Here is a 22701-nt window from a genome sequence, read left to right as displayed (position 1 = left end):
AGGTCTAAGCCTACTGGCCCGGGGCGCGGCCTTCGAAGTTGTTTCGGGCACCCGGCCCCCGCATCCGCCCCCTAGTATTGGTGCCATGCCCGAAACCATCAAAGCCGCCGACGCGGTCGAACTGGCCGCCGTCGAACGCAATGGCTTCATCGAGTCCCGCCACCTCGGCGCGGCCGTCGTCATGGCGTCCGACGGATCCGTGGTCACCGCCCTCGGAGACGTCGCTGCGCCGATCTTCCCGCGCTCAGCGCTAAAGCCGTTCCAGGCGCTGGCCGCCATGCAGTCCGGCGTGCCGCTGCGCGGCGCCCAGGTGGCGCTGGCCTGCGCCAGCCATGTGGGCTCCTTCGACCACATGGACGTCGTCGACGGCATGCTCAAGGCCGCCGGGCTCGGCCCCGAGGACCTGCGCTGCCCGCCGGCTTGGCCGCAGGACGAGGAATCCCGGGCATGGCTCGTGCGCACCGAGCGCAACGAACAGCGCCTGGCCTTCAACTGTTCGGGCAAGCATGCCGCCTTCCTCTGGGCCTGCACCGAAAACGGCTGGGACACCGCCACCTACCTGGATCCGAACCACCCGCTGCAGCGCCGCGTGATGGAAGTCGTCTCGGACTACACGGGCGAGGACGTCCGACACCTGGCCGTGGACGGCTGCGGCGCCCCCGTCCCGGCCGTCTCGCTGACCGGCCTGGCCCGCGCCGTCGGGAAGCTCGCGAAGGCGCCCGGGGACCGCAATGCCGACGCCCGCGCGGCGACGGTGGCCACCGCGATGCTGGACTACCCGTGGGCCGTGCAGGGCAACGGCCGGGAGAACACGATCGTGATGGAGGAACTGGGCATCCTCGCCAAGCTCGGCGCCGAGGGCGTGATGGTGATGGGCACGGACACCGGAGTCTCGGTTGCCGTCAAGATGCTGGACGGCAACGGCCGCGCCTGCTCCCTGGTGGGCCTGACGCTGCTCGCCGCGGCGGGCGCGATCGACGCCGAACAGATCGCGCCGGTGCTGGAGAAGGTCGTCAGGCCCGTGCTCGGCGGCGGCCAGCCGGTCGGCAAGATCCGGCTGGCGTCCCCGGTGATGGCGCTGCTGGACTAGGGCACGGAATGGGAGTACGACGGCGGATCGCACCCGCCGAGGGCCAGGCGGCCCTGCGTGCGTGGCGGGAGGGATCCGCGGACCGGAAAACGACGGCGGCCGCGGTGCGCTTCAGCCTCGAGGAGCTCGCCGAGCGGGCGCCGGGCAACAGCGTCGAGGTGCGCGTTCCGCCGTTCGGCGTGGCCCAGTGCATTGAGGGGCCGCGCCACACCCGCGGCACCCCGCCGAACGTGATCGAGTGCGATGCCCCCACGTGGCTCGCGCTGGCGACGGGCGGACTGGCCTGGTCCGCCGCCGTCGGCAGCGGAAAGGTCTCAGCCTCCGGCCTGCGCGCCGAGCTGACCGGCCTGCTGCCGCTCTTCCCCGACGGCGGAGCCACCGCGGCCGGGCGGTAGGCTTAAGCGCATGAGTTCTGAGCACCTCCCCGCCCCCTCGGGTTCCGGGCAGCCCCGCGAAGTCAGCGTCCGCCGCGCCCCGAAGTTCGCCCCGTTCATGGGCGCCGGCATCGTGCTCGGCATCATCGTTGCCGCGGTCTCCGCCTACACCGGGCCGGAGAGCGCCGAATTCACCCGCGGCGCCACCTTCGGCTTCCTGGCCGTGCTGTTCGGCATCGTCGGCATGCTCGCGGGCGCGCTCGTGGTGCTCGTCGTCGACCGCATCAGCGTGCGGCGCAGCCGCAAGATGCTCGCCGTTGAAACCGAGGACCCGGAGAACCCCGCGTCCGGCGGTCCCGAAGGCGGCCGGAAGGACCCCGGTACCGAGACCGGGACCACAGCCTAAGGCCCGTCATCCATTGCCGCGGCCGCGCGGGCTCGTGAGACAATACTCGGGTGGTACGCGGTGACGGAAAACTCTCCCATGATCTTCTCCCCGGCGAAAAGGGACCCCAGGACGCCTGCGGTGTCTTCGGCGTCTGGGCTCCCGGCGAAGAAGTCGCAAAACTGACCTACTACGGTCTCTACGCGCTGCAGCACCGCGGACAGGAGTCCGCAGGCATCGCCACCAGCGACGGCAAGCGCATCAATGTCTACAAGGACATGGGCCTGGTCTCGCAGGTGTTCGACGAAACGATCCTGAACACGCTGACCGGGCACATCGCCGTCGGACACTGCCGCTACTCGACCACCGGCGGCTCCACCTGGGCCAACGCGCAGCCGACCCTGGGCGCTACCGCCAGCGGGACCGTGGCGCTGGCGCACAACGGCAACCTGACCAACTCGGCCGACCTGTTCGACAAGGTGATCGAGAAGTTCGGCAGGCCCGAGCGCGGCGAACTGGCGCAGGGCAACACCACGGATACCGCCCTCGTGACGGCGCTGCTGGCCGGCGAGCCGGGCCAGACGCTCGAAGAACGCGCCATGGAGCTGCTGCCCAAGCTGCGCGGCGCCTTCTGCTTCACCTTCATGGACGAGGGCACGCTGTACGCGGCCCGGGACGAGTCCGGGGTCCGGCCCCTGGTGCTCGGCCGGCTGGAACGCGGCTGGGTCGTCGCCTCCGAAACCGCGGCGCTGGACATCGTCGGCGCCTCGTTCGTCCGCGAAATCGAGCCCGGCGAGTTCATCGCCGTGGACGAGAACGGCCTGCGCACCCAGCGCTTCGCGGAGAAGAAGCCGGCCGGCTGCGTCTTCGAATACGTCTACCTGGCCCGCCCGGACACCGCAATCAACGGCCGCAGCATCCATGCCGCCCGCGTCGAAATGGGGCGCCGCCTCGCCGCGGAGCACCCGGTCGAGGCGGACCTGGTCATCCCGACGCCGGAGTCCGGTACCCCCGCCGCCATCGGCTACGCGGAAGCCTCCGGCATCCCCTACGGCCAGGGCCTGGTCAAGAACGCCTACGTGGGCCGGACCTTCATCCAGCCGAGCCAGACCATCCGCCAGCTGGGCATCCGGCTGAAGCTCAATCCGCTGAAGGAAGTGGTCCGCGGCAAGCGCCTGGTGGTCATCGACGACTCGATCGTCCGCGGCAACACCCAGCGCGCGCTGGTGCGCATGCTGCGCGAGGCCGGCGCGGCCGAGGTGCACGTCCGGATCTCCTCGCCGCCCATCAAGTGGCCCTGCTTCTACGGCATCGACTTTGCCAGCCGCGCCGAGCTGATCGCCAACGGCATCGGCATCGCGGACGTCTGCGCCTCCCTCGGCGCCGACTCGCTCGGCTACATCTCCGAGGACGGCATGATCGAGGCCACCGAGCAGCCGCGCGAAAAGCTGTGCACCGCCTGCTTCACGGGCCGGTACCCCATCGAGCTCCCTGACGCCGAGCGGCTGGGCAAGAACCTGCTGGAGCGTTCCAACAGCACCGAACAGGAACACGGCTCCTGCGATCCCGGACCCGATTCGGACCTGGAGAACCTCCTGACCGACGACGACAAGAAAGAACACGTATGACCTCCCCTGAGCAGGGCCCCGGCCCGATCACCTACGCCAGCGCCGGCGTGGACGTCGAAGCCGGCGACAAGGCCGTCGAACTGATGAAGGGGGCCATCAAGGCCACCCACAACCAGAACGTGATCGGCGGGGTCGGCGGTTTCGCCGGGCTGTACGACGTCTCCGCACTGCTCAAGTACCGGCGGCCGCTGCTGGCCACGTCCACGGACGGAGTCGGCACCAAGGTCGCCATCGCCCAGGCCATGGACATCCACGACACGATCGGCTTCGACCTGGTCGGAATGGTGGTGGACGACATCGTCGTGGTCGGCGCCGAGCCGCTGTTCATGACCGACTACATCGCCTGCGGCAAGGTCGTGCCGGAGCGCATCGCCGACATCGTCCGCGGCATCGCCGCAGCCTGCGAGGTCGCCGGAACCGCCCTGGTGGGCGGCGAGACAGCCGAACATCCCGGACTGCTGGGCGAGCATGAGTACGACGTGGCCGGCGCGGCCACGGGCCTGGTGGAGGCCGACGACCTGCTGGGTCCGGAGCGGGTCAAGGACGGCGACGTCGTCATCGCCATGGCTTCCTCCGGCATCCACTCCAATGGCTATTCGCTGGTCCGCCGCGTGATCAACCACGCCGGCTGGGCGCTGGACCGCCAGGTTTCCGAATTCGGCCGGACGCTCGGCGAGGAACTGCTGGAACCCACCAAGGTCTATGCGGCCGACTGCCTGGACCTGGCCCGCTACGAGGCGGCCGGTGTGCACGGCTTCAGCCACGTCACCGGCGGCGGCCTCGCGGCGAACCTGGCCCGTGTCCTGCCGCAGGGACTGATGGCCACCGTGGACCGCTCCACCTGGGAGCTGCCGGCCATCTTCAAGCTGGTCGGCGAGCTCGGCAATGTGCCGCAGGCGGACCTGGAGCGCACGCTGAACCTCGGCGTCGGCATGGTGGCGATCGTCGACGCGGCCGGGGCGGACGCTGCGCTGCGCCGGCTCACCGAGCGCGGCCTGGCGGCCTGGACCATGGGCACGGTCGGCGCGCTGGACACGTCGCTGTCGGGGCCGGACTTCGTCCAGGGCGCGAAGGGGGTCGACGGCGGCGCCGTCCGCCTCGTCGGCAGCTACGCCTGATCTTTCCGGCCCGGAGCACCGTCTCGGTTCCCCGGCCATCGGAGCGGGCCCTCTCCCCTGCGGAGAGGGCCCGCTTACGTTTTAATCCACTGCGTTCAATCCCGAATCCACTGCGTTCCATCCCGCGGGGCCCATCCAGGCCGGCGGCCCGTGCCCCATCCTGCCCTGCCATGCCCAGCCGTGCCCTGCCGCGCGGCACTCTGCCACACTGGGCACATGGGTGCGTTCGTCGTCGTTGTCTTTGTCACGCCGGTGGCCCGGGGGCTGGTCTTCGAGTCCTCCCGATGGCCCCTGCACATCACGCTGGCGCGGTTCGATACGGGGGAACCGGCGGAGGATGTGGCGGATCGGATCGGCCCGCCCCTGGCGCATGGAGTCGGTTATCCGGTGACCGTCGGCCGGGACGACCGCTTCGGACGCAATGGCAGGGTGCGGGTATCGCTCGTGGAACCCGACGCCCGGCTGCAGTCACTGCATGAAGCGCTGCTGGACGCCTTGGGCCCCGAAGTCCACCTCTACAGCCCGCACCATACGCGCGGCGGCTTCCGGCCGCACATCAGCCACACGGTCGGCAGGCTGCACCCGGGAGACACGGTGGAGGTCCGGCAGGCCTGCCTCGTGGACATGCGCCCCGGCGGGGACCACCGGCACCGCAAGGTCCTGGAAGTGTGGCCGGACTCCGGCGAGTGACGGAAGCACTGAGGCCAACGGGAGGCACGCGGGACACGGAGGAAACGGACAGCACTCACCGCAGCGGCTGCCGTCGGGCAGGCCGCTGCGGTGGGAGTTCACTGCCGATGAAGCCGGCCGCCAGGCCGGCGGGAGTCAACCGATCCGGCGGGTGCCGCCGTCGTCGTCCCAGTCATCGAATTGATCCGCGTACTTGTCCTCATACTCGGAGTAGTCCGGCTCGGCCGGCTCCTCCGGATATCGGGCGGAAGCACTCTTTGCGCCGGAGAGCTCGCGCTGCAGCGCAGAGTAGTCAGTGTTCGGGGTGAAGTACTTCATCTCCCGAGCCTGCTTGGTAGCTTTTGCCTTTTGACGGCCGCGCCCCATGGCGTGACCCCCTTTTTCGCGTCGATCCGGAGGTGGTCGCTCAGGCAGCGAGCGAGGCCCCGGAATATTTGATCAATTCTGTCGTACCTATAGGGTACATGTTTTCTTGTCGGGCTGCGGCCAACGGCCCGCCCCGCAGCCCCGTGTAAACGCGCTTGCGCACCGCCCGCGGCACAGCCCGGACCGCCGCGCGAGGCGGCGGAACTGCATCGGCCCCTGTAGTTTGGCTAAAGTCGAGGCTAAAGACATTCTCCCGCATCGTCGGGCCGGGTATGAGGAAGGCCAGTTTTCCCATGAGCGAACAGGACAAAAAGCCCGAAGGGAACGGCACGCCGCCCGCCCCGGGCAGCGCCGCGGGACCCGGTTCCGAACCGAGCCGCACGCCTCCTTCGCGCTGGGAAAAGGGCGCAGGTGACGCGGCGGGTGCGTCGAAGCAGGGCAGCTGGTTCTCCGCCGGTCCGCCGCCGGCAGACAAGCCCGGAGTCGGCAAGCCCGCGGTCGGCAAGCCCGCGGCGGGGTCCGGGGACGAGGGACGCCCTGCGCTGAAGCCCCTGCTGCTGATCGGCGCCGGCATCCTCGCGGCGATCATCATCATCGTGGTCATCATCGTCAGCCTGGCCAACCGGGGAACCGAGCCGGGGTCCCCGGCCGCCTCGAGCGCGGCCGGCGCCGAGGCGACCCCCGGCGCGGACGGGGTCATCGCGGAGAACGTTACGCCGTTCGACTTCAAGTCCGGACAATGCTTCATCGACTTCAAGGCGGCCACGCAGAACGCGACCGTGGTGACCTGCGAGACGCCGCACGCGGCCCAGCTGGTCGGGACCTACTTCTACAAGGAAGCGGACAAATTCCCGGGCAAGGACGCGCTCAATGTCCAGGCAGAGAAGTTCTGCGGCGCCGTCGAGCTCAATGAAAAGGCCGCCGACTACCCGGCCCTGAGGAACTCCTACGGGCTGCCGTCCGAGGGCACCTGGCAGGAGGGCGACCGGCGGATCGACTGCTTCGTCGTGTCGGACAAGGGCAACGCCATCAAGGCGTCACTGATCGACTGAGCGCCCGCAACAGCAGCGCAGAGGCCGCGCCTGTCCGAAAGGACGGGCGCGGCCTCTGCGTTGCAACCGGTCCCCCGCCGGAACGGCCCGGCGCTATTTGGCCCGCACAACCAGCCCCTGCTGCTGGTCGGCGCCCTCGGCGCCGGCCTCCTCGCGGTCCACCAGCACGGTGTCGCCGTCGACGATGGAGCCGGCCAGCAGGCCGCGCGCCAGCCGGTCGCCGATCTCGCGCTGCACCAGCCGCCGCAGCGGCCGGGCGCCGTAGGCCGGGTCGAAGCCGGTCAGGGCCAGCCATTCGCGGGCGGCGTCCGTCACCTCCAGCGTCAGCCGCCGCTCGCTGAGCCGCGCCGCCAGAGACTGCACCTGCAGGTCGACGATCCTCGACAGGTCCTCGATGCTCAGCGGATCGAACATGATCACGTCGTCGAGCCGGTTCAGGAACTCCGGCTTGAAGCTGGCATGGACCACGTTCATCACGGCTTCGCGCTTCTGGGCGTCGTCGAGCGTCGGGTCCACCAGGAACTGGGAGCCCAGGTTCGAGGTCAGGACGAGGATCACGTTGCGGAAATCCACGGTCCGGCCCTGGCCGTCGGTCAGGCGTCCGTCGTCCAGCACCTGCAGCAGGATGTCGAAGACCTCGGGATGGGCCTTCTCCACCTCGTCCAGCAGGACGACCGAGTACGGCCGGCGCCGGACCGCCTCGGTCAGCTGGCCGCCTTCCTCGTAGCCGACGTAGCCGGGAGGGGCGCCGACCAGCCGCGACACGGAGTGCTTCTCCGAGTACTCGCTCATGTCGATGCGCACCATGGCCCGCTCGTCATCGAAGAGGAAGTCGGCGAGCGCCTTGGCCAGCTCGGTCTTGCCGACGCCGGTGGGACCGAGGAATAGGAAGGAGCCGGTCGGCCGGTCCGGGTCGCTGATCCCGGCGCGGGCGCGCCGGACGGCGTCCGAGACCGACTCCACTGCCTTGGTCTGCCCGATCAGCCGGCCGCCGATGAACTGTTCCATCTGGAGCAGTTTCTGTGACTCGCCCTGCAGCATGCGGCCGGCGGGAATGCCGGTCCAGGCCGAGATGACCTCGGCGATGTCGTCCGCCGTGACTTCCTCGGAGACCATCAGGTCCGGCGCCTCGACCTGGGTTTCGGCGGCCTGGGCGGCGTCCAGCTCCTTCTGCAGGGTCGGGATCTCGCCGTAGAGGATGCGGGAGGCTTCGGCGAGGTCGCCGTCGCGCTGCGCCTTATCGGCGAGGCTGCGCAGCTCGTCCAGCTTCGCCTTCAGGTCGCCGACCCGGTTGAGCCCGGCCTTCTCCGCTTCCCACCGCGCGTTGAGTGCGGCCAGCTGCTCCTTCTTGTCAGCCATGTCCGCGCGCAGCGCCTCGAGCCGCTCGCGGGAAGCCTCGTCCGTCTCGTCGGCGAGCGCCAGCTCCTCCATGGTGAGGCGGTCGACGGCGCGGCGCAGCTGGTCGATCTCCTCCGGGGCGGAATCGATCTCCATGCGCAGGCGCGAAGCCGCCTCGTCCACCAGGTCGATGGCCTTGTCCGGAAGCTGCCGGCCGGTGATGTAGCGGTTGGACAGCGTCGCCGCCGCGACCAGCGCGGAGTCGGCGATGGCGACCTTGTGGTGTGCCTCGTAGCGTTCCTTGAGCCCGCGAAGGATGCCGATGGTGTCCTCCACGCTCGGCTCCCCCACGTAGACCTGCTGGAAGCGGCGCTCCAGCGCCGCGTCTTTTTCCACGTTCTCGCGGTATTCGTCCAGGGTGGTGGCGCCGATCAGGCGAAGCTCGCCGCGCGCCAGCATGGGCTTGAGCATGTTGCCCGCATCCATGGAGCCTTCCGCGGCGCCGGCCCCGACCACGGTGTGGATCTCGTCGATGAAGGTGACGATCTGGCCGTCCGAGTTCTTGATCTCTTCCAGCACCGCCTTGAGCCGTTCCTCGAACTCGCCGCGGTACTTCGCCCCGGCCACCATCGACCCAAGGTCGAGGCTGATCAGCGTCTTGCCGCGCAGCGATTCCGGCACGTCACCCGCGACGATGCGCTGCGCAAGCCCCTCGACGACGGCCGTCTTGCCGACACCGGGCTCGCCGATGAGCACGGGATTGTTCTTGGTCCGGCGCGAGAGCACCTGGACCACGCGCCGGATTTCGGAGTCGCGCCCGATCACCGGGTCCAGCTTGCCGGACCGTGCGATGGCGGTCAGGTCCACGCCGAACTTCTCCAGCGCCTGGAACGTGTTCTCCGGGTCCGGGCCGTCCACCTTGCGGTCGCCCCGCACGCCCGGCAGGGCCGCGGCGAGGGCCTCGTGCGAGGCTCCGGCTTCGCGGAGCGCCTTGCCGGCCGCCCCGCTGTCCGCCGCCAGCCCCAGCAGCAGGTGCTCGGTGGAGACGTAGGTGTCCCCCAGCCTCTCGGCCTCCTGCTGGGCGACATTGATGACCTGCAGGATTCCGCGCGAGTACTGCGCCTGGGCCACGGAGGTCCCCGAAGACGCCGGCAGGGCCTTGATGGCTGTGCTTGCCTGCACACTGACGGTGTCCGGGTCCGAGCCAGTGGCCTTCAGGAGCGCGACGGCGACGCCCTCCCGCTGGTCCATCAGCGCCTTGAGGAGATGGACCGGTTCGATCTGCGGATTGCCCGCCGTCGAAGCATTCATGGCCGAGGAAGACAGCGCCTCCTGGCTCTTGGTGGTGAATTTGGCGTCCAATCCGAGCTCCTTCCATCCGTCGTCGTGCACAGGCTCCAACGCAACTAAGTTGAGTCTACTCAGCTCAACTTTGAAAGTAAAGCTGTTCCGCTTCTCCCCTTCGGCTTCCACCGGCTCCCCCCGGACCCGCGGGACGCCCCGCAGCCGCCGCTCCCATCGTGGCACCGGCCCGCCCGGAGGAGAAGGGGCCGAAGGCGGACCCAGCGCAGGTCCCTGGCGGGGCACCGGCGGCGCCCCGCGGGACTAGTCTTGGTCCATGGCACCATCCATCGGCGGTTTCGGCCGGGACGTCGAGACCACGCTGCAGACCGAGCGGCTGATCCTGAACCGGCCGCGGGGGGAAGATATCGACACGATGTTCCGTATCCTCTCCGACCGCCGCGCCACCAGGCACAACCCCAGCGACGCGCTGAACTGGCGCGAGGAGGCCGAGGGGCTCTTCCAGCACTGGGACGAGCAGTGGGACCGGCACGGCATCGGCTACTTCGCAGTCCGCCTGCCGGACCGCGCGGAACCCATCGGCTTTGCCGGCACCAAGCACGTCCTCTGCGACGGCCGGCCGGTCCTCATCCTCTACTGCCGCTTCGACCACCGGTTCTGGAACCAGGGCTACGGCAAGGAGGCCGTGCGCGCCGTGGTCAAGCACGCCAACGAGCTCTTCGAACTGCCGCCGATGCTGGCCCGGGTCCGCCCGGGCAACACAGCCTGGGCAGAAATCGTGCGGGCCGCCGGCTTCGAGCCTGCCCCCGGCCTCGGATCGCAGGGCGAAGATGGCCATGAAGACGCCTACGTGCTGAACTGGACCCGGAACCTCTAGCACGCCAAGGAGCGCCGACCATGCTTGTCATTCCCTTTGCCTCGCTGCAGCCGCAGCCGTGGCGCAACGGCGGCGGCTCGACGCGCGAGATCGCCTCCGGCGGCAGCGCCGGCTCCCCCGACTGGCGGCTCAGCATCGCCGACCTGGAGAAGCCCGGGGAGTTCTCCGCCTTCCCCGGCATGGAACGCACCTTCATGGTGATCGAGGGCGAGGTCGCGGAGCTGACCGTGGACGGCGCGGTCCGCAGGCTGGAGCGGTTCCGGCCGTTGAGGTTCGACGGCGGCAGCGCGGCTTCCTGCGCGCTGCCCACCGGCCCGTGCCGGGCACTGAACGTGATGGTGCGCAGCGGCGCGGCCGGCGCCGGAGTGCTCGTGGCCGAGCTGTCGAAGAAGCAGCCCCTGGCACTGGCGGAGGGCCAGTTCGCCGTGCTGCTGCAGGGCAAGGCTGAGGCGGCGGAGGGTACGCGGACCGATCAGCTCGCGCCGTTCGACACCGTCGTCGGGGGTGCCGCCGCCGGCGGCACGCATGGCGTGACGGTCGGCGGCCGCGGTTTCGCCGCGCTTATCTCGATCTTCGCGCTCGACGCGACGCAATGACGCCGGCCGCTACCCGGCGTCGTTCTCCACTTTGACGGCGGACACTTCGAATTCCAGCAGGATCCGGTCCGAGACCAGCACGCCGCCGGAATCGAGGGCCGTATTCCATTTCACGCCGAACGACTGCCGGTCGATCCGGCGCGAACCCTCGAAGCCCGCGCGCAGGTTCCCGGCAGGGTCGCGCTCAACCCCGACGAACTCGATGGGGATGGAAACCGGCTTCGTGATGCCGCGGATGGTGAGATCGCCGTTGACGATGTAGTTCCGGTCCTCGACCTGGTCGATGTGCGTGCTCCGGAACGTGATCTCCGGGTAGTTCGGGGCGTCGAAGAAGTCGTTGGTGCGCAGGTGTTCGTCCCGCTGCGCGTTGCGGGTGTCGATGCTGGCGACCTTGATGGTCAGCTTCACCGAAGAGTTGGACGGGTTCTCGACGTCGGCGCGAATGACGCCGTCGAAGTCATTGAATGCTCCGCGGACCTTGGTGACCATGGCATGGCGGGTGGAGAACCCGATGCGCGTGTGGGCAGGGTCGAACCGCCACTCTCCGGACATCTCGGGGGTAAGTTCGGACATAGTGACGCCTCCTGGGTTGTGGCACAAGCACTGCGTCCCCGCGGGCCGATGGATGGCAGCCCGACAGTGCATAGCGTTGCCGCTATCAAAGCAATTCCAGCACATCCGATAGCCGAATGCATCTCCCAAAAGACGGGTATATCCGCAGGCCGGAGTCCTGTTGGCGCCCCGGGGGCGGGACTATCATCGGGCCGCGGCCCTCAATAGACTGGGAACATGACGGCCACGCAGATGCCCGACGGCATAGAGAACCTGTCCACCAGCGAATGCTGGGAACTGTTCCGGAGCACGGACGTCGGCCGGCTGGCCGTCGTGGTCGAGGGGCATCCGGAACTCTTCCCGATCAACTACGTTGTCGACCACGGCTCGATCGTCTTCCGCACGGCGCGCGGCACCAAGCTGGACGGCGCGCTGGGCGGCAGCAACGTCGCGTTCGAGACGGACGGCTACCATCCGGCCAGCAACGTCGCGTGGAGCGTCGTGGTCAAGGGGCCGGCGGAGCGGCTCGCCAGCATCGAGGACGTGCTCGCCTCCAGCCTGCTGCCGCTCTTCCCGTGGCAGGCCGGCGAGAAGAACAACTTCATGCGTATCGTCCCGGACCAGGTGACCGGCCGCCGCTTCCGCGTGCAGGCCTCGTCCCGGCGGAGCCTCGGGCTCAGCGATGCCCGCCGCCTGAACGTGGAATGAGCCTCCCCTGAACCCGGCATGGGCCCGGCTTAGCGCAGGTAGCCGCCCGCGTAGTGCCGGTCGTAGCCGATGAAGGACTGGTTCGAGGGGACGATCTCCTTGCCCAGCGGCGTCAGGGACACCGGGATCATCTTCAGGTTGGCGATCGCCAGCGGGATGCCGATGATGGTGACCGCCTGCGCAATCGCGGTGAGCACGTGCGCCAGCGCGATCCAGATGCCCGCCACGAGGATCCAGATGACGTTGCCCAGGGTCGACAGGACGTAAGTGCGTCCGCCCTTGTCCACCACCTTCCGCCCGAACGGCCACAGGGCGTAGGCGCCGATCCGGAAGGACGCAATGCCGAACGGGATGGTCACGATCAGCACGCAGCAGACGATGCCGGCCAGGAAATAGCCGAGTGCGAGCCAGATGCCTCCGAGCAACAGCCAGATGATATTCAGGACAGCGTTCATGCAACCCATTGTTGCCGCTGGAGGCCGCCGGCACCATGGGGAAAGGCCCTGACCTGCCCCTTGGAATGGGGAGGCCAGGGCCTTTCGGCCGGCGCCGGCTACCTGCTAGCGGGCGTTGCGGCGGACGTTGCTCGCGGGGGCCGAGGCGCGCCGGTTGCCGCGGCGGCTGTCCGGGGCCGCGGCGCGGTGTCCGGCAGAGGCGGCCGCGGGAGCCGAGCGCTGCGAGCCACGGGACGACGACGGCTGCGCGGCGGCGCGCTGTCCGGTGGCGGGGCGGCGCGAACGGCCGGGCTGCTGGACGGCGTCGGTCCGTGCGGGGCGGCGGCCGTTGCCGGATGCTGCGGTTTGGCCGGCCGCGCGGGCATCGCCGGACCGGGCGGCGCCCCGGGAATCGGCTGTCCGTCCGGCGCCCCGGCCGGCTGCGGGCTGGCCTCCGGTGCCGGCGCCCTGCTTCCGTCCGTTCTGGCGCGCCGCACGCTTGCGCTGCGCGTTGGCTCCGGTGGAGGTGCCTTGCTTGTGGGCGGGGCCGCGGTGGGCGGCCCTGGCCTCCAGCGCGGCACGACGGACCTTCGGGTCCACCGCGGGGGCGGCCTCGCCGACGAGCTTCGCCACGAGCGGGGAGCTCGCCGTCACCCTCTCGAAGGCGACATCCACGCCGGCGGCCTTCATGAGCTTGCCCACTTCGAGCTTCTGCTCGGGCAGCGACAGGGTGACCACGGTGCCGTCCGAACCGGCCCGCGCGGTGCGGCCGGAGCGGTGCAGGTAGGCCTTGTGCTCGGTCGGCGGGTCCACGTGGACCACGAGTTCCACGTCGTCCACGTGCACGCCGCGCGCGGCGACGTCGGTGGCGACCAGGACGCGCACCTCGCCGGAGGAGAATTCGGCCAGGTTCCGGTCCCGCGCGTTCTGCGAGAGGTTCCCGTGCAGGTCCACCGCCGGAATCCCGGCGTCAGTCAGGGTCTTGGCCAGCTTGCGGGCGTGGTGCTTGGTGCGCGTGAAGAGCACGCGGCGCCCCAGGCCGGAAGCCAGTTCCTTGATCAGCTGCTTCTTGACGGTCAGGTCCGGGGCCACGAGCACGTGGTGCTCCATGGTGCTGACGGCTGCCTGCGGCTCGTCCACCGAGTGGGTCAGCGGATTGGCCAGGTAGCGGTTGACCAGCTTGTCCACGCCGTTGTCCAGCGTGGCGGAGAACAGCAGCCGCTGTCCCTCGGAGCCGGTGGCATCCAGCAGGCGGCGGACCACGGGCAGGAAGCCCAGGTCGGCCATGTGGTCGGCCTCGTCGAGCACCGTGACTTCGACGGCCTCCAGCGTGAGGATGCGCTGGTTCATCAGGTCCTCGAGGCGGCCGGGGCAGGCGACCACGATATCGACGCCGGCGCCCAGCGCCTTTTCCTGGCGGGCTTGGGAGACGCCGCCGTAAATCACGGTGGTGTTCAGGCCCAGTGCCTTGGCCAGCGGCTCGATCACGGCGTTGATCTGGGTGGCGAGCTCGCGCGTCGGCGCCAGAACGAGGCCGAGCGGGCGGCCGGCGCGGCGGCGGTAGGCCGCCTCCCGTTCGGCCAGCCGCGCGACCAGCGGAAGCGCGAAGGCCAGGGTCTTGCCGGAGCCGGTGCGGCCCCGGCCCAGGACGTCCCGGCCGGCCAGCGTGTCCGGCAAGGTTTCGGCCTGGATCGGGAACGGCTCCAGGATGCCGGCAGCGGAGAGCGCGGTCACCAGCGGCGCGGGAACGCCGAGCTGCTTAAAAGAGCGCACGGAAGTAGTTGAGGTCATGGAGATCGAGAGGTACTTTCGGTCAGTGGCCCCGGCACCGGTATGGCCCAGGGTTTCGCCGAAGAAATAATCAGAGTCAACCGCCCGCGGTGGCTGCCTGCTGGCTGCAGGTCTGACGCCCCGCGCTGGAACTGCGGGAGAAGTGTGAAGCGTTCATCGACGCAGGGAACGCACCCGCGGGCGCGCTCCAAGTACCCACCAGTCTACCAGCGGCGCGCACGCCGTCCGACCGCGGCTATCCTGAGGTGGATGATGCACCAGCCTTCCGCCCCGGATTCTCCCGCCCCGGACCCTGCCCCGGACAACGCCGGCCCCTCCCCCGCGTCCGCCGCGCCGGGTTCCTTCCATACCCAGCCGGTCAGCTACGTCCGCCGCGGCTCCCGGCTGCAGGGCCGCCGCCAGCAGGCCTGGGACGACTACGCGGAGGCCTTCGTCATCGATGTGCCGCGGGTGGCCGGAGACACCTCGGTGGACCCCGGCTATGAGTTCGACGCCGAGGCCGCCTTCGGACGCCGGGCGCCGCTCGTGGTGGAGATCGGCTCCGGGCTCGGCGAGGCCGTCTGCCACGCTGCCCAGGAGCACCCCGAGTGGAATTTCCTCGCCGTCGAGGTCTACCGGCCGGGCCTGGCCCAGACGCTGCTGCGCATCGGGACGAAGCAGCTCTCGAACGTCCGCGTTGTGCAGGCCAACGCACCGGAGGTCCTCGCCACCATGCTGCCGGCAGGCTCGGTTGCCGAACTCTGGGTCTTCTTCCCCGATCCGTGGCACAAGACGCGCCACCACAAGCGCCGCCTGGTCAAGGACAGCTTCGCCCCTCTGGCCGCCCGGGTCCTCGAACCCGGCGGGCTCTGGCGGCTGGCCACGGACTGGTCCTCCTACGCCATCCAGATGCGGGAAGTGGGCAACGCGGCGGCGGGCTTCGTCAATGTGCACGACGGCGAACGCACGGGTCCGGCGTCCCCGCTCACGCAGGTCTGGGAAAGCGGAGTCGAGCAGGAAGTGGGCGGCGCCCCGGTGCGCGAGGGGAAGGCTCCGGTGAGCACGGGCAATGCAAGCCAGGGCGAGGGCATGGACGAACTCGGCGGCTGGGCACCGCGGTTCGAGGGCCGTGCGCTGACCAGCTTCGAGCAGAAGGCGCACGAGGCCGGCCGCGGCATCTTCGACCTGACCTTCCGCCGGACCGGGGACTGACGGCCGCCGGCCATGTTTCGCGGCGTGCTCAGCCCCGGGTGACCACCGAGGCGACCGGGATTTCCTTTGCATCCTTGATTTCGACCCGCACGATCTTCTCCGTCTCGACGGCCGTGGCCGCAGACAGCCGGGCCCGGCCCGCCTGCGTGGCCTTCCACGTGGCGACCTGGTGCGCCTTCCCGGTGGAGTCGGTGACCCAGAGCGAGAGGATGCCGCTGTCGGGCAGGCGTTCGCCGTCCATGGCCAGCTCCGTCCCCCAGCCCTTGTGGACCAGGTCCAGCTGCACCTCCAGACCGCTGGACGCGCTCATGGTGTAGCTGTCCTTCTCCTGCCGGGGAGCGGTGACCGCGGGCCCGGCGACCGCGCCGATGACGAGTGATGCCGCGGCGACCAGCGTGATGAGGCCGGCCACCCGCCGTCGTTGTTGCCGACGGCGCACGTGGAGTTCGGACAGGAGGCGCCGGGTGTTGTGCCGGGCCTCCTCCGGCGACGGCTGGGCCAGTTCCAGGGCAACCTCGCGCGGCACCCCGTCCAGCAAGGCCGGCAGGCCTTCTAGCTGCGCCAGTTCGGCCGCACACTCGGGACAGTCGCGCAGGTGTTCGTCGAAGGCGCGCCGCTCCGACGGTTCCAGCCCGCCCAGGACGTAGAGCCCGATCAGCTCGCTGAGTTGTTCGTGATTGTGCTTCATGGCTTGACCCCCATCTCTTCGAGGACGGAGCGCAGCGCCCTGGCCGCGTAGAAGGCCCGCGACTTGACGGTGCCGAGCGGCAGCGACAGGGCCTTGGCCGCATCCGCCGCCGTGAGCCTCTGGTAGTGCAGGGCGAGGATGATGTTCCGGTGGTCGACGCTGAGCCGGGACAGGGCCTCTTCCATCACCACTTTAAGCAGCAGCGTATCGACCTTGTCCTCGGCGGGCGCATCCTCCACGGGCATCCCGGTCTCCGGCGCCCGGCGGCTGCGGCGGCGGTAGTTGTCGATGATGACGTGCCGGGCCGTGCGGTAGAGGTATCCGCGCATGTTCTCCACGTCGGGACCGAGCTTCCAGACGCGCAGGATGGTTTCCTGGACCACGTCGTCGGCCTGGGCGGGGTCCGAGGTGGCGGCGAGGACGAAACGCCGCAGCGCCGCTCCGTACTCGCGGTACAGCTGCGCGACCGCTTCGTCTTCCATCGCCATGGCCGATCCCTTCGAGCATGCGCCGAATTGACACCCGTACCTGCACAGACGCCGGCGGGAGGCCCCTTGGTTCAACTGCGCCGCGGCCCGCGCAGTTGAACCATTCTGGCCCCGGGGCACGTCTTTGCCAATAGTGGCCCGCACCCGGCGGCGCTGCACCGAGCCCAGCCCGGTTGAACCGATAGGACTCCTCATGAAGATCACGACCAGGGGCGCCGGCGCGCTGATGGCGGCCGCCCTCCTCGGACTCACCGGCTGTGCCGGCGGCGGAACCGACAATGAAGCTCCTCCGGCGGCGCCGGAAACCAGCGCGGCGCCGGAAACGAGCGCTATGCCGGAAACCAGCACCATGCCGACTGCGGGCGAAAGCAGTGCGGCCGCCGGATCCGTTGACCTGAAGACGGCTGACAGCTCCCTCGGCGAGATCGTGGTCGATGGCAAGGGGATGACGGTCTACTACTTCACGAAGGACGAGAAGGATTCGGGCGTCAGCAGCTGCACGGGCGACTGCATCGTGGCCTGGCCCCCGGTACTGACCGAGAGCGACGTCCCCAAGGTCGAGGGCGTGACGGCCAAGATCGGCACCATCGAGACGCCCGAAGGCAAGAAGCAGGTCACCATCGACGGCATGCCGATCTACCTCTGGCAGAAGGACACGAAGCCGGGCGACGTGACCGGCCAGGGCGTCAACGAGGTCTGGTACGTGGTGGCCCCCGACGGGACGATGATCCGCTGACCTCAGTACTCTGGTGGGATGGCAGAGATTGCGTCCTGGCAGGGGATGATCGACTGGAACGAGGAACTGCTGGTGCGGCGCACCGGCGAGGGTTCGGAGGCCTGGGCCGGCAAGGCCCGGGCCTCCGGCATCACGGCGGAGGCGGAGCTGGCCGGCTGGCTCCGGGAGCAGGGCGTAACCGGTTACGCCGCCATGGCCGTTTCATGGAAGCTGTTCGGCTACCCGGAGTCCTTCCTCAAGTCGGGCGACGAGCTGATCGACGGCCAGTACGCGGACCGTCCGGCGCTGCGCCCGATTGCCGACCGGCTGATGTCCATGGCCCTTTCCCTCGACGGGGTGTGGCTGCAGGCGCGGAAGACCTACGTTTCGGTCCATTCGCCGCGCCGCAAGTTCGCCCAGATCACGCCGGCGAACAAAGGCAGCCTGGACCTGCTGCTGCGCGTTGAGGCGGAGGACCCTCGGCTCGAGGCGGTCAGGGGCCGGTCCGGCGATCCCTTCGACCGGCGGCTGCGGTTCCGTTCGCCGGAGGAGGTCGACGACGGCGTCCTGGCCATCCTCGAGCGGGCCTTGGGGCAGAATTCCTAGACCTTTCCTCCACAGGTTCGTCCCGACGCGCCGCCGTGCACATCCGGGCCCGCACCGGTCCGCCCGGACGGCTTCGGCCCGTAGCGTGGCTGCATGAAGACGCACAGATCCATCGCGGACATGGCGGCAACGGATCGGCCGCGGGAGAAAATGGCCCGGGTCGGCATCCGGCGGCTCCGGGACGCCGAAGTGCTGGCCCTGGTGATCGGTTCGGGAACGCGGGAGGCGAGCAGCCTCGAACTGAGTCAGCTCATCCTGAAGAAGACGGGCGGTCCTGCCGGGCTGCTGGCCGTGGACGCGGAGGCCCTGAGGCAGGTCCCCGGGGTGGGCGCCGCGCTGGCCACACGGCTGGCGGGCGCGATGGAGCTGGCGCGGCGGGCGTCCATCAGGACTGGGGCCGCCACACCACCAGCGCCTGGCTCCGCGGCCTCGGACGCTTGCCCCGGGCCAGGGTGACCACGTCGCCGGCCAGCCCGGCGGCGAAGACGCGGCTGGCCTCGGCGCTGGTCAGGCGCCGGGTCTGGTCGAGTTCGGCGGTGAGCTCGGCCACCCGGGAACGCAGCGCGCTGACCTGGTTCTCCAGTTCGAGGATGCGTTTGATCCCCTCCAGCGAGACGCCCTCCTGGGACAGCCGCTGGACTTCGCGGAGCAGGTCGACGTCCCGCTGCGAGTACCGCCGCTGCCGGCCCCGCTGCCGGGACGGGGACACCAGCCCCATCCGGTCGTACTGGCGCAGGGTCTGCGGGTGCATTTCGGCCAGCTCGGCTGCCACGGAAATCACGAAAATCGGCGCATTGCGGTCGATGCCCATCGCCGTTCCTCCCATCTTCACGCGTCTACAGCCGGGCCTTGGCGGCCAGCGAAGAGCGCGGGTCCGCGTCGGACGTGGCCGCGGCAAAAGCCTTTACGGCCTCCTCGGCCTGCTTGTTCAGGTTCTGCGGAACGACGACGTCGATGGTCACCAGCAGGTCGCCCGTCGCCTTCGACGTCTTGACGCCCCGCCCCTTCACCCGCAGGGTGCGGCCGGACGGCGTGCCCGCCGGGACCTTCACCTTGACGTGGTCGCCGTTCATCGTGGGGACCTCGATCTGGGCGCCCAGCGCCGCCTCGGCGAAGGTGACCGGGACATGGACGCGGATGTTGTCCCCGTCCCGGGTGTAGAAACCGTGCGGCTGGACGTTGACGGTCACCATCAGGTCGCCGTTGCCGGCCGGGCCGGGCTGGCCCTTGCCCCGGACCCGTACCTTCTGGCCGTCCTTGATGCCGGCCGGGATGCGGACCTCGATCACCTCGCCGGAGGGCTCGCGGAGGCCGATCTTCGTGCCGTTGATGGAGCCGGCGAACGAAATGGAGGTCGACGCGGTCCGGTCCGCACCCTTCCGCGGCGGCGCCTGCGGTGCCTGGAAGCCGCCGCCGCCGAAGCCGCCGAAGAGGTCGGCGAACTCGGGCGGGACGTTGCCGCCGCCGAAACCGCCCGAGCGGGTGCCGCGGCCGGCGTGCTGGCCGAAGAGGTTGCCGAAGACGTCCTCGAAGCCGCCGGCGCCGGGACCGCCGGCGCCTCCGGCCGAGAACCGGGCTCCGCTGCCCATGGCACGTATCGCGTCATACTGCTGGCGTTCCTCGGGGTCCGACAGCACCGAGTAGGCCTCCGAAACGTCCTTGAACATCTTCTCGGCACCGGCGTCCGACGCGTTGGTGTCCGGATGGTACTTGCGCGCCAGCTTGCGGTAGGCCTTCTTGATGTCCGCGTCCGAGGCGTCCTTGGAGACACCGAGGATCTTGTAGAAATCCTTGTCGACCCAATCCTGGCTGGCCATCCGGATGCCTCCTTCTCGTCGTCGTTAATGTCTTTGGTCCCGCCGTCGCCGGCGGGACGGGTCGTGCCGGGAGCTGCCTGCCCGAGGCAGGCAGCTCCCGGCAGCGGCCGTTTGGGTGTTGCCGCTTACTCCGGCACGCCCACGATGACCTGGGCGGCGCGCAGCACCCGGTCCCCGGACTTGAAGCCGCCACGGAGGATCTGGTTGACGGTGTCCACCTTGGCCTCCGGATTGGGCTGCTGCATGAGGGCCTCGTGGATGTTCGGGTCGAACTCCACGCCGGCCTCGTTGATCCGGTTCAGGCCGTACTGCTCCAGCACGCCGTCCAGCTTGTTGGCGATCGCTGCGAACGGGCCGTCCGTCAGGTCGCCGTGCTGGCGGGCGGCGTCGATGTCGTCGAGCACCGGCAGCAGGGAGTTCAGGACGCCGATGACGGCCATTTCTCCGGCCACCGCCCGGTCCCGTTCCACGCGCTTGCGGTAGTTGACGTACTCCGCCTGCAGCCGCAGCAGGTCATTGCGGAGTTCCTCGACCAGGGCCTGGTCAGCCGCGGGTTCGGCCGAGGCCTCGTTGAGGATCTGCTCGGCCTGCGCCAGTGCGTCCCCGGAGTCGTGGGCCGCGTCCACGGGAGTGACATCCTCGTGGTCGTGGCCTGCTGCCTCCGCGGAGGCTGCCGCATCCCGGGCGGCAGCCTCCTCCTGCGGCCCACGGACCTTGCCCGTCTCCGGGTCGATCTTCCGGTTGTCGCGGAAGCTCACCGGCTCTGACTCGTGTTCGTGCTCGTTACCGTGGTGGGGCATGGTTACTTCTTCTCTTCCTCGTCGACTACTTCGGCGTCGACAATGTCCTCGTCGGCGTTGGCAGATCCGGCTCCGGGAGCGCCGTCGCCGGCAGGAGCGCCTTCACCGGGAGCGCCGGCCTGGGCCTGCGAGTAGATGGCCTCGCCCAGCTTGGTCTGCGATGCCTGCAGCTTCTCGAACGCGGCCTTGACCTCGTCGTCGTTATCCTGCTTCTCCAGAGCGGCCTTGAGGGCGTCGACGTCGGCCTGGACCTCGGTCTTCACCTCGGCGGGCAGCTTCTCGTCATTGTCGGTCAGCAGCTTGCCCACGGAGTAGGCCAGCTGTTCGGCCGAGTTGCGGACGTCGGCGGCTTCGCGGCGCTTCTTGTCCTCGGCGGCGTGCTCCTCGGCCTCGCGGACCATGCGGTCGATGTCATCCTTGGACAGCGCGGTGCCGCCGGTGATGGTCATCGACTGCTCGGCGCCGGTGCCCTTGTCCTTGGCGGAAACGTGCACGATGCCGTTGGCGTCGATGTCGAAGGTGACCTCCACCTGGGGGACGCCGCGCGGGGCCGGCGCGATGCCGGTCAGCTCGAAGGTGCCCAGCGGCTTGTTGTCCCGGGTGAACTCGCGCTCGCCCTGGAAGACCTGGATGGCCACGGAGGGCTGGTTGTCGTCCGCGGTGGTGAAGGTCTCCGAACGCTTGGTCGGGATGGCCGTGTTGCGCTCGATCAGCTTGGTCATCACACCGCCCTTGGTCTCGATGCCCAGGGACAGCGGGGTGACGTCGATCAGCAGGACGTCCTTGCGCTCGCCCTTCAGGACACCGGCCTGCAGGGCGGCGCCGACGGCGACAACCTCGTCCGGGTTCACGCCCTTGTTGGGCTCCTTGCCGCCGGCCATCTCCTTGACCAGGTCGTACACGGCCGGCATACGGGTGGAACCGCCGACGAGCACGATGTGGTCGATGTCGGAGACCTTGATGCCGGCCTCCTTGATGACGTCATGGAACGGCTTCTTGGTGCGCTCCAGCAGGTCCGCGGTCAGTTCCTGGAACTTGGCGCGGCTGAGGTGCTCGTCCAGGTGGACCGGACCCTCGGGGGTCACGGAGAGGTACTGCAGCGAGATGTTGGTGGAGGAGGCCGAGGACAGTTCCTTCTTGGCCTGCTCGGCGGCTTCCTTCAGGCGCTGCAGCGCGATCTTGTCGTTCGACAGGTCGGCACCCTTGGCCTTGGCCTGCTTCAGCAGGTAGTCGACGACGCGCTGGTCCCAGTCGTCGCCGCCGAGGCGGTTGTCACCCGCCGTGGCGCGGACCTGGATGGTGGAGAAGTCGTCCTCGTCCTTGCCGACTTCCAGCAGCGAGACGTCGAAGGTGCCGCCGCCGAGGTCGAAGACCAGGATGAGTTCGTCTTCCTTGCCCTTGTCGAGGCCGTAGGCCAAAGCAGCGGCGGTCGGCTCGTTCACGATGCGCAGGACGTTCAGGCCGGAGATTTCGCCGGCCTCCTTGGTGGCCTGGCGCTCGGCGTCGTTGAAGTACGCCGGAACGGTGATCACCGCGTCGGTGACCTTCTCGCCCAGGTAGGACTCGGCGTCGTGCTTAAGCTTCTGCAGGATGCGGGCGGAAATCTCCTGCGCGGTGTAGTTCTTGCCGTCGACTTCCTTCTTCCAGTCGGTGCCCATGTGGCGCTTGACGGAAGAGATGGTGCGCTCGATGTTGTTGACCGCCTGGCGCTTGGCGATCTCGCCGACGAGGACCTCGCCGGCCTTCGAGAAGGCGACAACGGAGGGCGTGGTGCGGCCGCCCTCGGCGTTGGCGATAACGGTGGGCTCGCCACCTTCCAGCACGGAAACCACGGAGTTGGTGGTTCCGAGGTCGATACCTACTGCACGAGACATACGCTTGTCCTTTCTTGGCTGGCCTGGCGGCCATGGATCTCAGGCGTGCCGGCCCCGAAACGGGCGGCTCGGGATTGAGCGTTCTGAACTCAAGTTTACTCAGGGCCTCGAGGATGTCAACCCAACTTGAGCCGCTGGCACTCAAGTTTGGAGGTGCGCCGGACGGCTCCCGGGCGCCCTCCCCTGTCCGGAAACGCCGGAGGGTGTCCCTATGGTTTTGG

At 69.3% G+C, this 22701-nt stretch carries 25 protein-coding genes; 14 read left to right on the top strand and 11 right to left on the bottom strand.

Going from position 1 to position 22701, the window contains the following annotated elements:
- Nucleotides 1-85: 85 nt before the first annotated feature.
- From AHIS1636_RS19150 to AHIS1636_RS19125, 6 genes are all read left to right on the top strand, one after another.
- The gene (locus AHIS1636_RS19150) at nt 86-1090 is read left to right on the top strand and encodes an asparaginase (RefSeq protein WP_264797459.1); all 1005 of its coding nucleotides are present in this window, start codon (nt 86-88) and stop codon (nt 1088-1090) included.
- Between the two features lie 8 nt (nt 1091-1098).
- A complete protein-coding gene (locus tag AHIS1636_RS19145; protein ID WP_264797458.1) occupies nt 1099-1485 on the top strand; it encodes a sterol carrier family protein in 387 nt (128 codons plus the stop codon).
- Nucleotides 1486-1495: 10 nt separating this feature from the next.
- Nucleotides 1496-1870 (top strand): hypothetical protein, encoded by a 375-nt coding sequence (locus tag AHIS1636_RS19140; RefSeq protein WP_264797457.1) that lies wholly within the window; start codon nt 1496-1498, stop codon nt 1868-1870.
- Between the two features lie 50 nt (nt 1871-1920).
- Nucleotides 1921-3477 (top strand): amidophosphoribosyltransferase, encoded by a 1557-nt coding sequence (gene purF / locus AHIS1636_RS19135; RefSeq protein ID WP_264797456.1) that lies wholly within the window; start codon nt 1921-1923, stop codon nt 3475-3477.
- A complete protein-coding gene (gene purM, locus AHIS1636_RS19130; RefSeq protein ID WP_264797455.1) occupies nt 3474-4595 on the top strand; it encodes a phosphoribosylformylglycinamidine cyclo-ligase in 1122 nt (373 codons plus the stop codon). The genes purF and purM overlap by 4 nt, the downstream gene beginning before the upstream one ends.
- Before the next feature lie 216 nt (nt 4596-4811).
- The gene (locus AHIS1636_RS19125; protein WP_264797454.1) at nt 4812-5285 is read left to right on the top strand and encodes a 2'-5' RNA ligase family protein; all 474 of its coding nucleotides are present in this window, start codon (nt 4812-4814) and stop codon (nt 5283-5285) included.
- A gap of 135 nt (nt 5286-5420) precedes the next feature.
- On the opposite strand, the gene AHIS1636_RS19120 is transcribed toward AHIS1636_RS19125, so the two are convergent.
- Nucleotides 5421-5651 (bottom strand): DUF3073 domain-containing protein, encoded by a 231-nt coding sequence (locus tag AHIS1636_RS19120; protein WP_264797453.1) that lies wholly within the window; start codon nt 5649-5651, stop codon nt 5421-5423.
- 293 nt (nt 5652-5944) lie between these two features.
- On the opposite strand from AHIS1636_RS19120, the gene AHIS1636_RS19115 reads away from it, so the two are divergent.
- Entirely contained in the window at nt 5945-6703 is a 759-nt protein-coding gene (locus tag AHIS1636_RS19115; RefSeq protein WP_264797452.1) for a septum formation family protein, read from the top strand.
- A gap of 93 nt (nt 6704-6796) precedes the next feature.
- Here AHIS1636_RS19115 and clpB read toward each other — a convergent pair whose 3' ends face one another.
- A complete protein-coding gene (clpB, locus tag AHIS1636_RS19110) occupies nt 6797-9403 on the bottom strand; it encodes an ATP-dependent chaperone ClpB (protein WP_264797451.1) in 2607 nt (868 codons plus the stop codon).
- A 256-nt stretch (nt 9404-9659) separates the two neighbouring features.
- Between clpB and AHIS1636_RS19105 the strand changes: the two genes are divergently transcribed.
- Nucleotides 9660-10220 (top strand): GNAT family N-acetyltransferase, encoded by a 561-nt coding sequence (locus AHIS1636_RS19105; protein ID WP_264797450.1) that lies wholly within the window; start codon nt 9660-9662, stop codon nt 10218-10220.
- A 20-nt stretch (nt 10221-10240) separates the two neighbouring features.
- Nucleotides 10241-10816 (top strand): HutD/Ves family protein, encoded by a 576-nt coding sequence (locus AHIS1636_RS19100; protein ID WP_264797449.1) that lies wholly within the window; start codon nt 10241-10243, stop codon nt 10814-10816.
- Nucleotides 10817-10825: 9 nt separating this feature from the next.
- Here the strand turns inward: AHIS1636_RS19100 and AHIS1636_RS19095 are convergent, their stop codons facing one another.
- Nucleotides 10826-11389, bottom strand: a complete 564-nt coding sequence (locus tag AHIS1636_RS19095; protein ID WP_264797448.1) for a YceI family protein — start codon at nt 11387-11389, stop codon at nt 10826-10828.
- Between the two features lie 216 nt (nt 11390-11605).
- Between AHIS1636_RS19095 and AHIS1636_RS19090 the strand changes: the two genes are divergently transcribed.
- Nucleotides 11606-12076 carry a pyridoxamine 5'-phosphate oxidase family protein gene (locus AHIS1636_RS19090; RefSeq protein ID WP_264797447.1) on the top strand — a complete coding sequence of 157 codons (471 nt, stop codon included), beginning with the start codon at nt 11606-11608 and terminating at the stop codon, nt 12074-12076.
- A gap of 29 nt (nt 12077-12105) precedes the next feature.
- Here the strand turns inward: AHIS1636_RS19090 and AHIS1636_RS19085 are convergent, their stop codons facing one another.
- Nucleotides 12106-12531, bottom strand: coding sequence for a YccF domain-containing protein (locus AHIS1636_RS19085; protein WP_264797446.1), 426 nt, complete (start codon nt 12529-12531; stop codon nt 12106-12108).
- A 105-nt stretch (nt 12532-12636) separates the two neighbouring features.
- Nucleotides 12637-14301 carry a DEAD/DEAH box helicase gene (locus AHIS1636_RS19080; protein ID WP_264797445.1) on the bottom strand — a complete coding sequence of 555 codons (1665 nt, stop codon included), beginning with the start codon at nt 14299-14301 and terminating at the stop codon, nt 12637-12639.
- 249 nt (nt 14302-14550) lie between these two features.
- Between AHIS1636_RS19080 and trmB the strand changes: the two genes are divergently transcribed.
- A complete protein-coding gene (gene trmB / locus AHIS1636_RS19075) occupies nt 14551-15492 on the top strand; it encodes a tRNA (guanosine(46)-N7)-methyltransferase TrmB (RefSeq protein WP_264797444.1) in 942 nt (313 codons plus the stop codon).
- Between the two features lie 28 nt (nt 15493-15520).
- On the opposite strand, the gene AHIS1636_RS19070 is transcribed toward trmB, so the two are convergent.
- Together AHIS1636_RS19070 and AHIS1636_RS19065 are read right to left on the bottom strand one after the other, a co-directional pair.
- Nucleotides 15521-16180, bottom strand: coding sequence for a zf-HC2 domain-containing protein (locus AHIS1636_RS19070; protein WP_264797443.1), 660 nt, complete (start codon nt 16178-16180; stop codon nt 15521-15523).
- Complete coding sequence (locus AHIS1636_RS19065; protein WP_264797442.1) at nt 16177-16668, bottom strand: sigma-70 family RNA polymerase sigma factor; 492 nt, start codon at nt 16666-16668, stop codon at nt 16177-16179. Before AHIS1636_RS19065 ends, AHIS1636_RS19070 begins: the two co-directional genes overlap by 4 nt.
- Before the next feature lie 193 nt (nt 16669-16861).
- On the opposite strand from AHIS1636_RS19065, the gene AHIS1636_RS19060 reads away from it, so the two are divergent.
- From AHIS1636_RS19060 to AHIS1636_RS19050, 3 genes are all read left to right on the top strand, one after another.
- Nucleotides 16862-17404, top strand: a complete 543-nt coding sequence (locus AHIS1636_RS19060) for a COG4315 family predicted lipoprotein (protein WP_264797441.1) — start codon at nt 16862-16864, stop codon at nt 17402-17404.
- Between the two features lie 18 nt (nt 17405-17422).
- On the top strand, nt 17423-17989 hold the full coding sequence (locus tag AHIS1636_RS19055) for a DUF5655 domain-containing protein (protein ID WP_264797440.1): 567 nt from the start codon (nt 17423-17425) through the stop codon (nt 17987-17989).
- A gap of 93 nt (nt 17990-18082) precedes the next feature.
- Nucleotides 18083-18445: a UPF0758 domain-containing protein gene (locus AHIS1636_RS19050; RefSeq protein WP_264797439.1), complete on the top strand. Its 363-nt coding sequence runs from the start codon at nt 18083-18085 to the stop codon at nt 18443-18445.
- Here the strand turns inward: AHIS1636_RS19050 and AHIS1636_RS19045 are convergent.
- The 4 genes from AHIS1636_RS19045 to dnaK form a co-directional block, all read right to left on the bottom strand.
- Nucleotides 18375-18800, bottom strand: a complete 426-nt coding sequence (locus AHIS1636_RS19045; RefSeq protein WP_264797438.1) for a heat shock protein transcriptional repressor HspR — start codon at nt 18798-18800, stop codon at nt 18375-18377. The two genes, AHIS1636_RS19050 and AHIS1636_RS19045, sit on opposite strands and share 71 nt — an antisense overlap.
- A 25-nt stretch (nt 18801-18825) precedes the next feature.
- A complete protein-coding gene (locus AHIS1636_RS19040; RefSeq protein WP_264797437.1) occupies nt 18826-19806 on the bottom strand; it encodes a DnaJ C-terminal domain-containing protein in 981 nt (326 codons plus the stop codon).
- Between the two features lie 125 nt (nt 19807-19931).
- Nucleotides 19932-20606, bottom strand: a complete 675-nt coding sequence (locus AHIS1636_RS19035) for a nucleotide exchange factor GrpE (protein ID WP_264797436.1) — start codon at nt 20604-20606, stop codon at nt 19932-19934.
- 2 nt (nt 20607-20608) lie between these two features.
- Nucleotides 20609-22480 (bottom strand): molecular chaperone DnaK, encoded by a 1872-nt coding sequence (gene dnaK, locus AHIS1636_RS19030; protein ID WP_264797435.1) that lies wholly within the window; start codon nt 22478-22480, stop codon nt 20609-20611.
- Nucleotides 22481-22701 lie beyond the last annotated feature (221 nt).

This window comes from Arthrobacter mangrovi (genome assembly GCF_026011795.1).
Taxonomy (GTDB): domain Bacteria; phylum Actinomycetota; class Actinomycetes; order Actinomycetales; family Micrococcaceae; genus Crystallibacter; species Crystallibacter mangrovi.
This window is presented reverse-complemented; position numbering and strand designations above follow the sequence as displayed.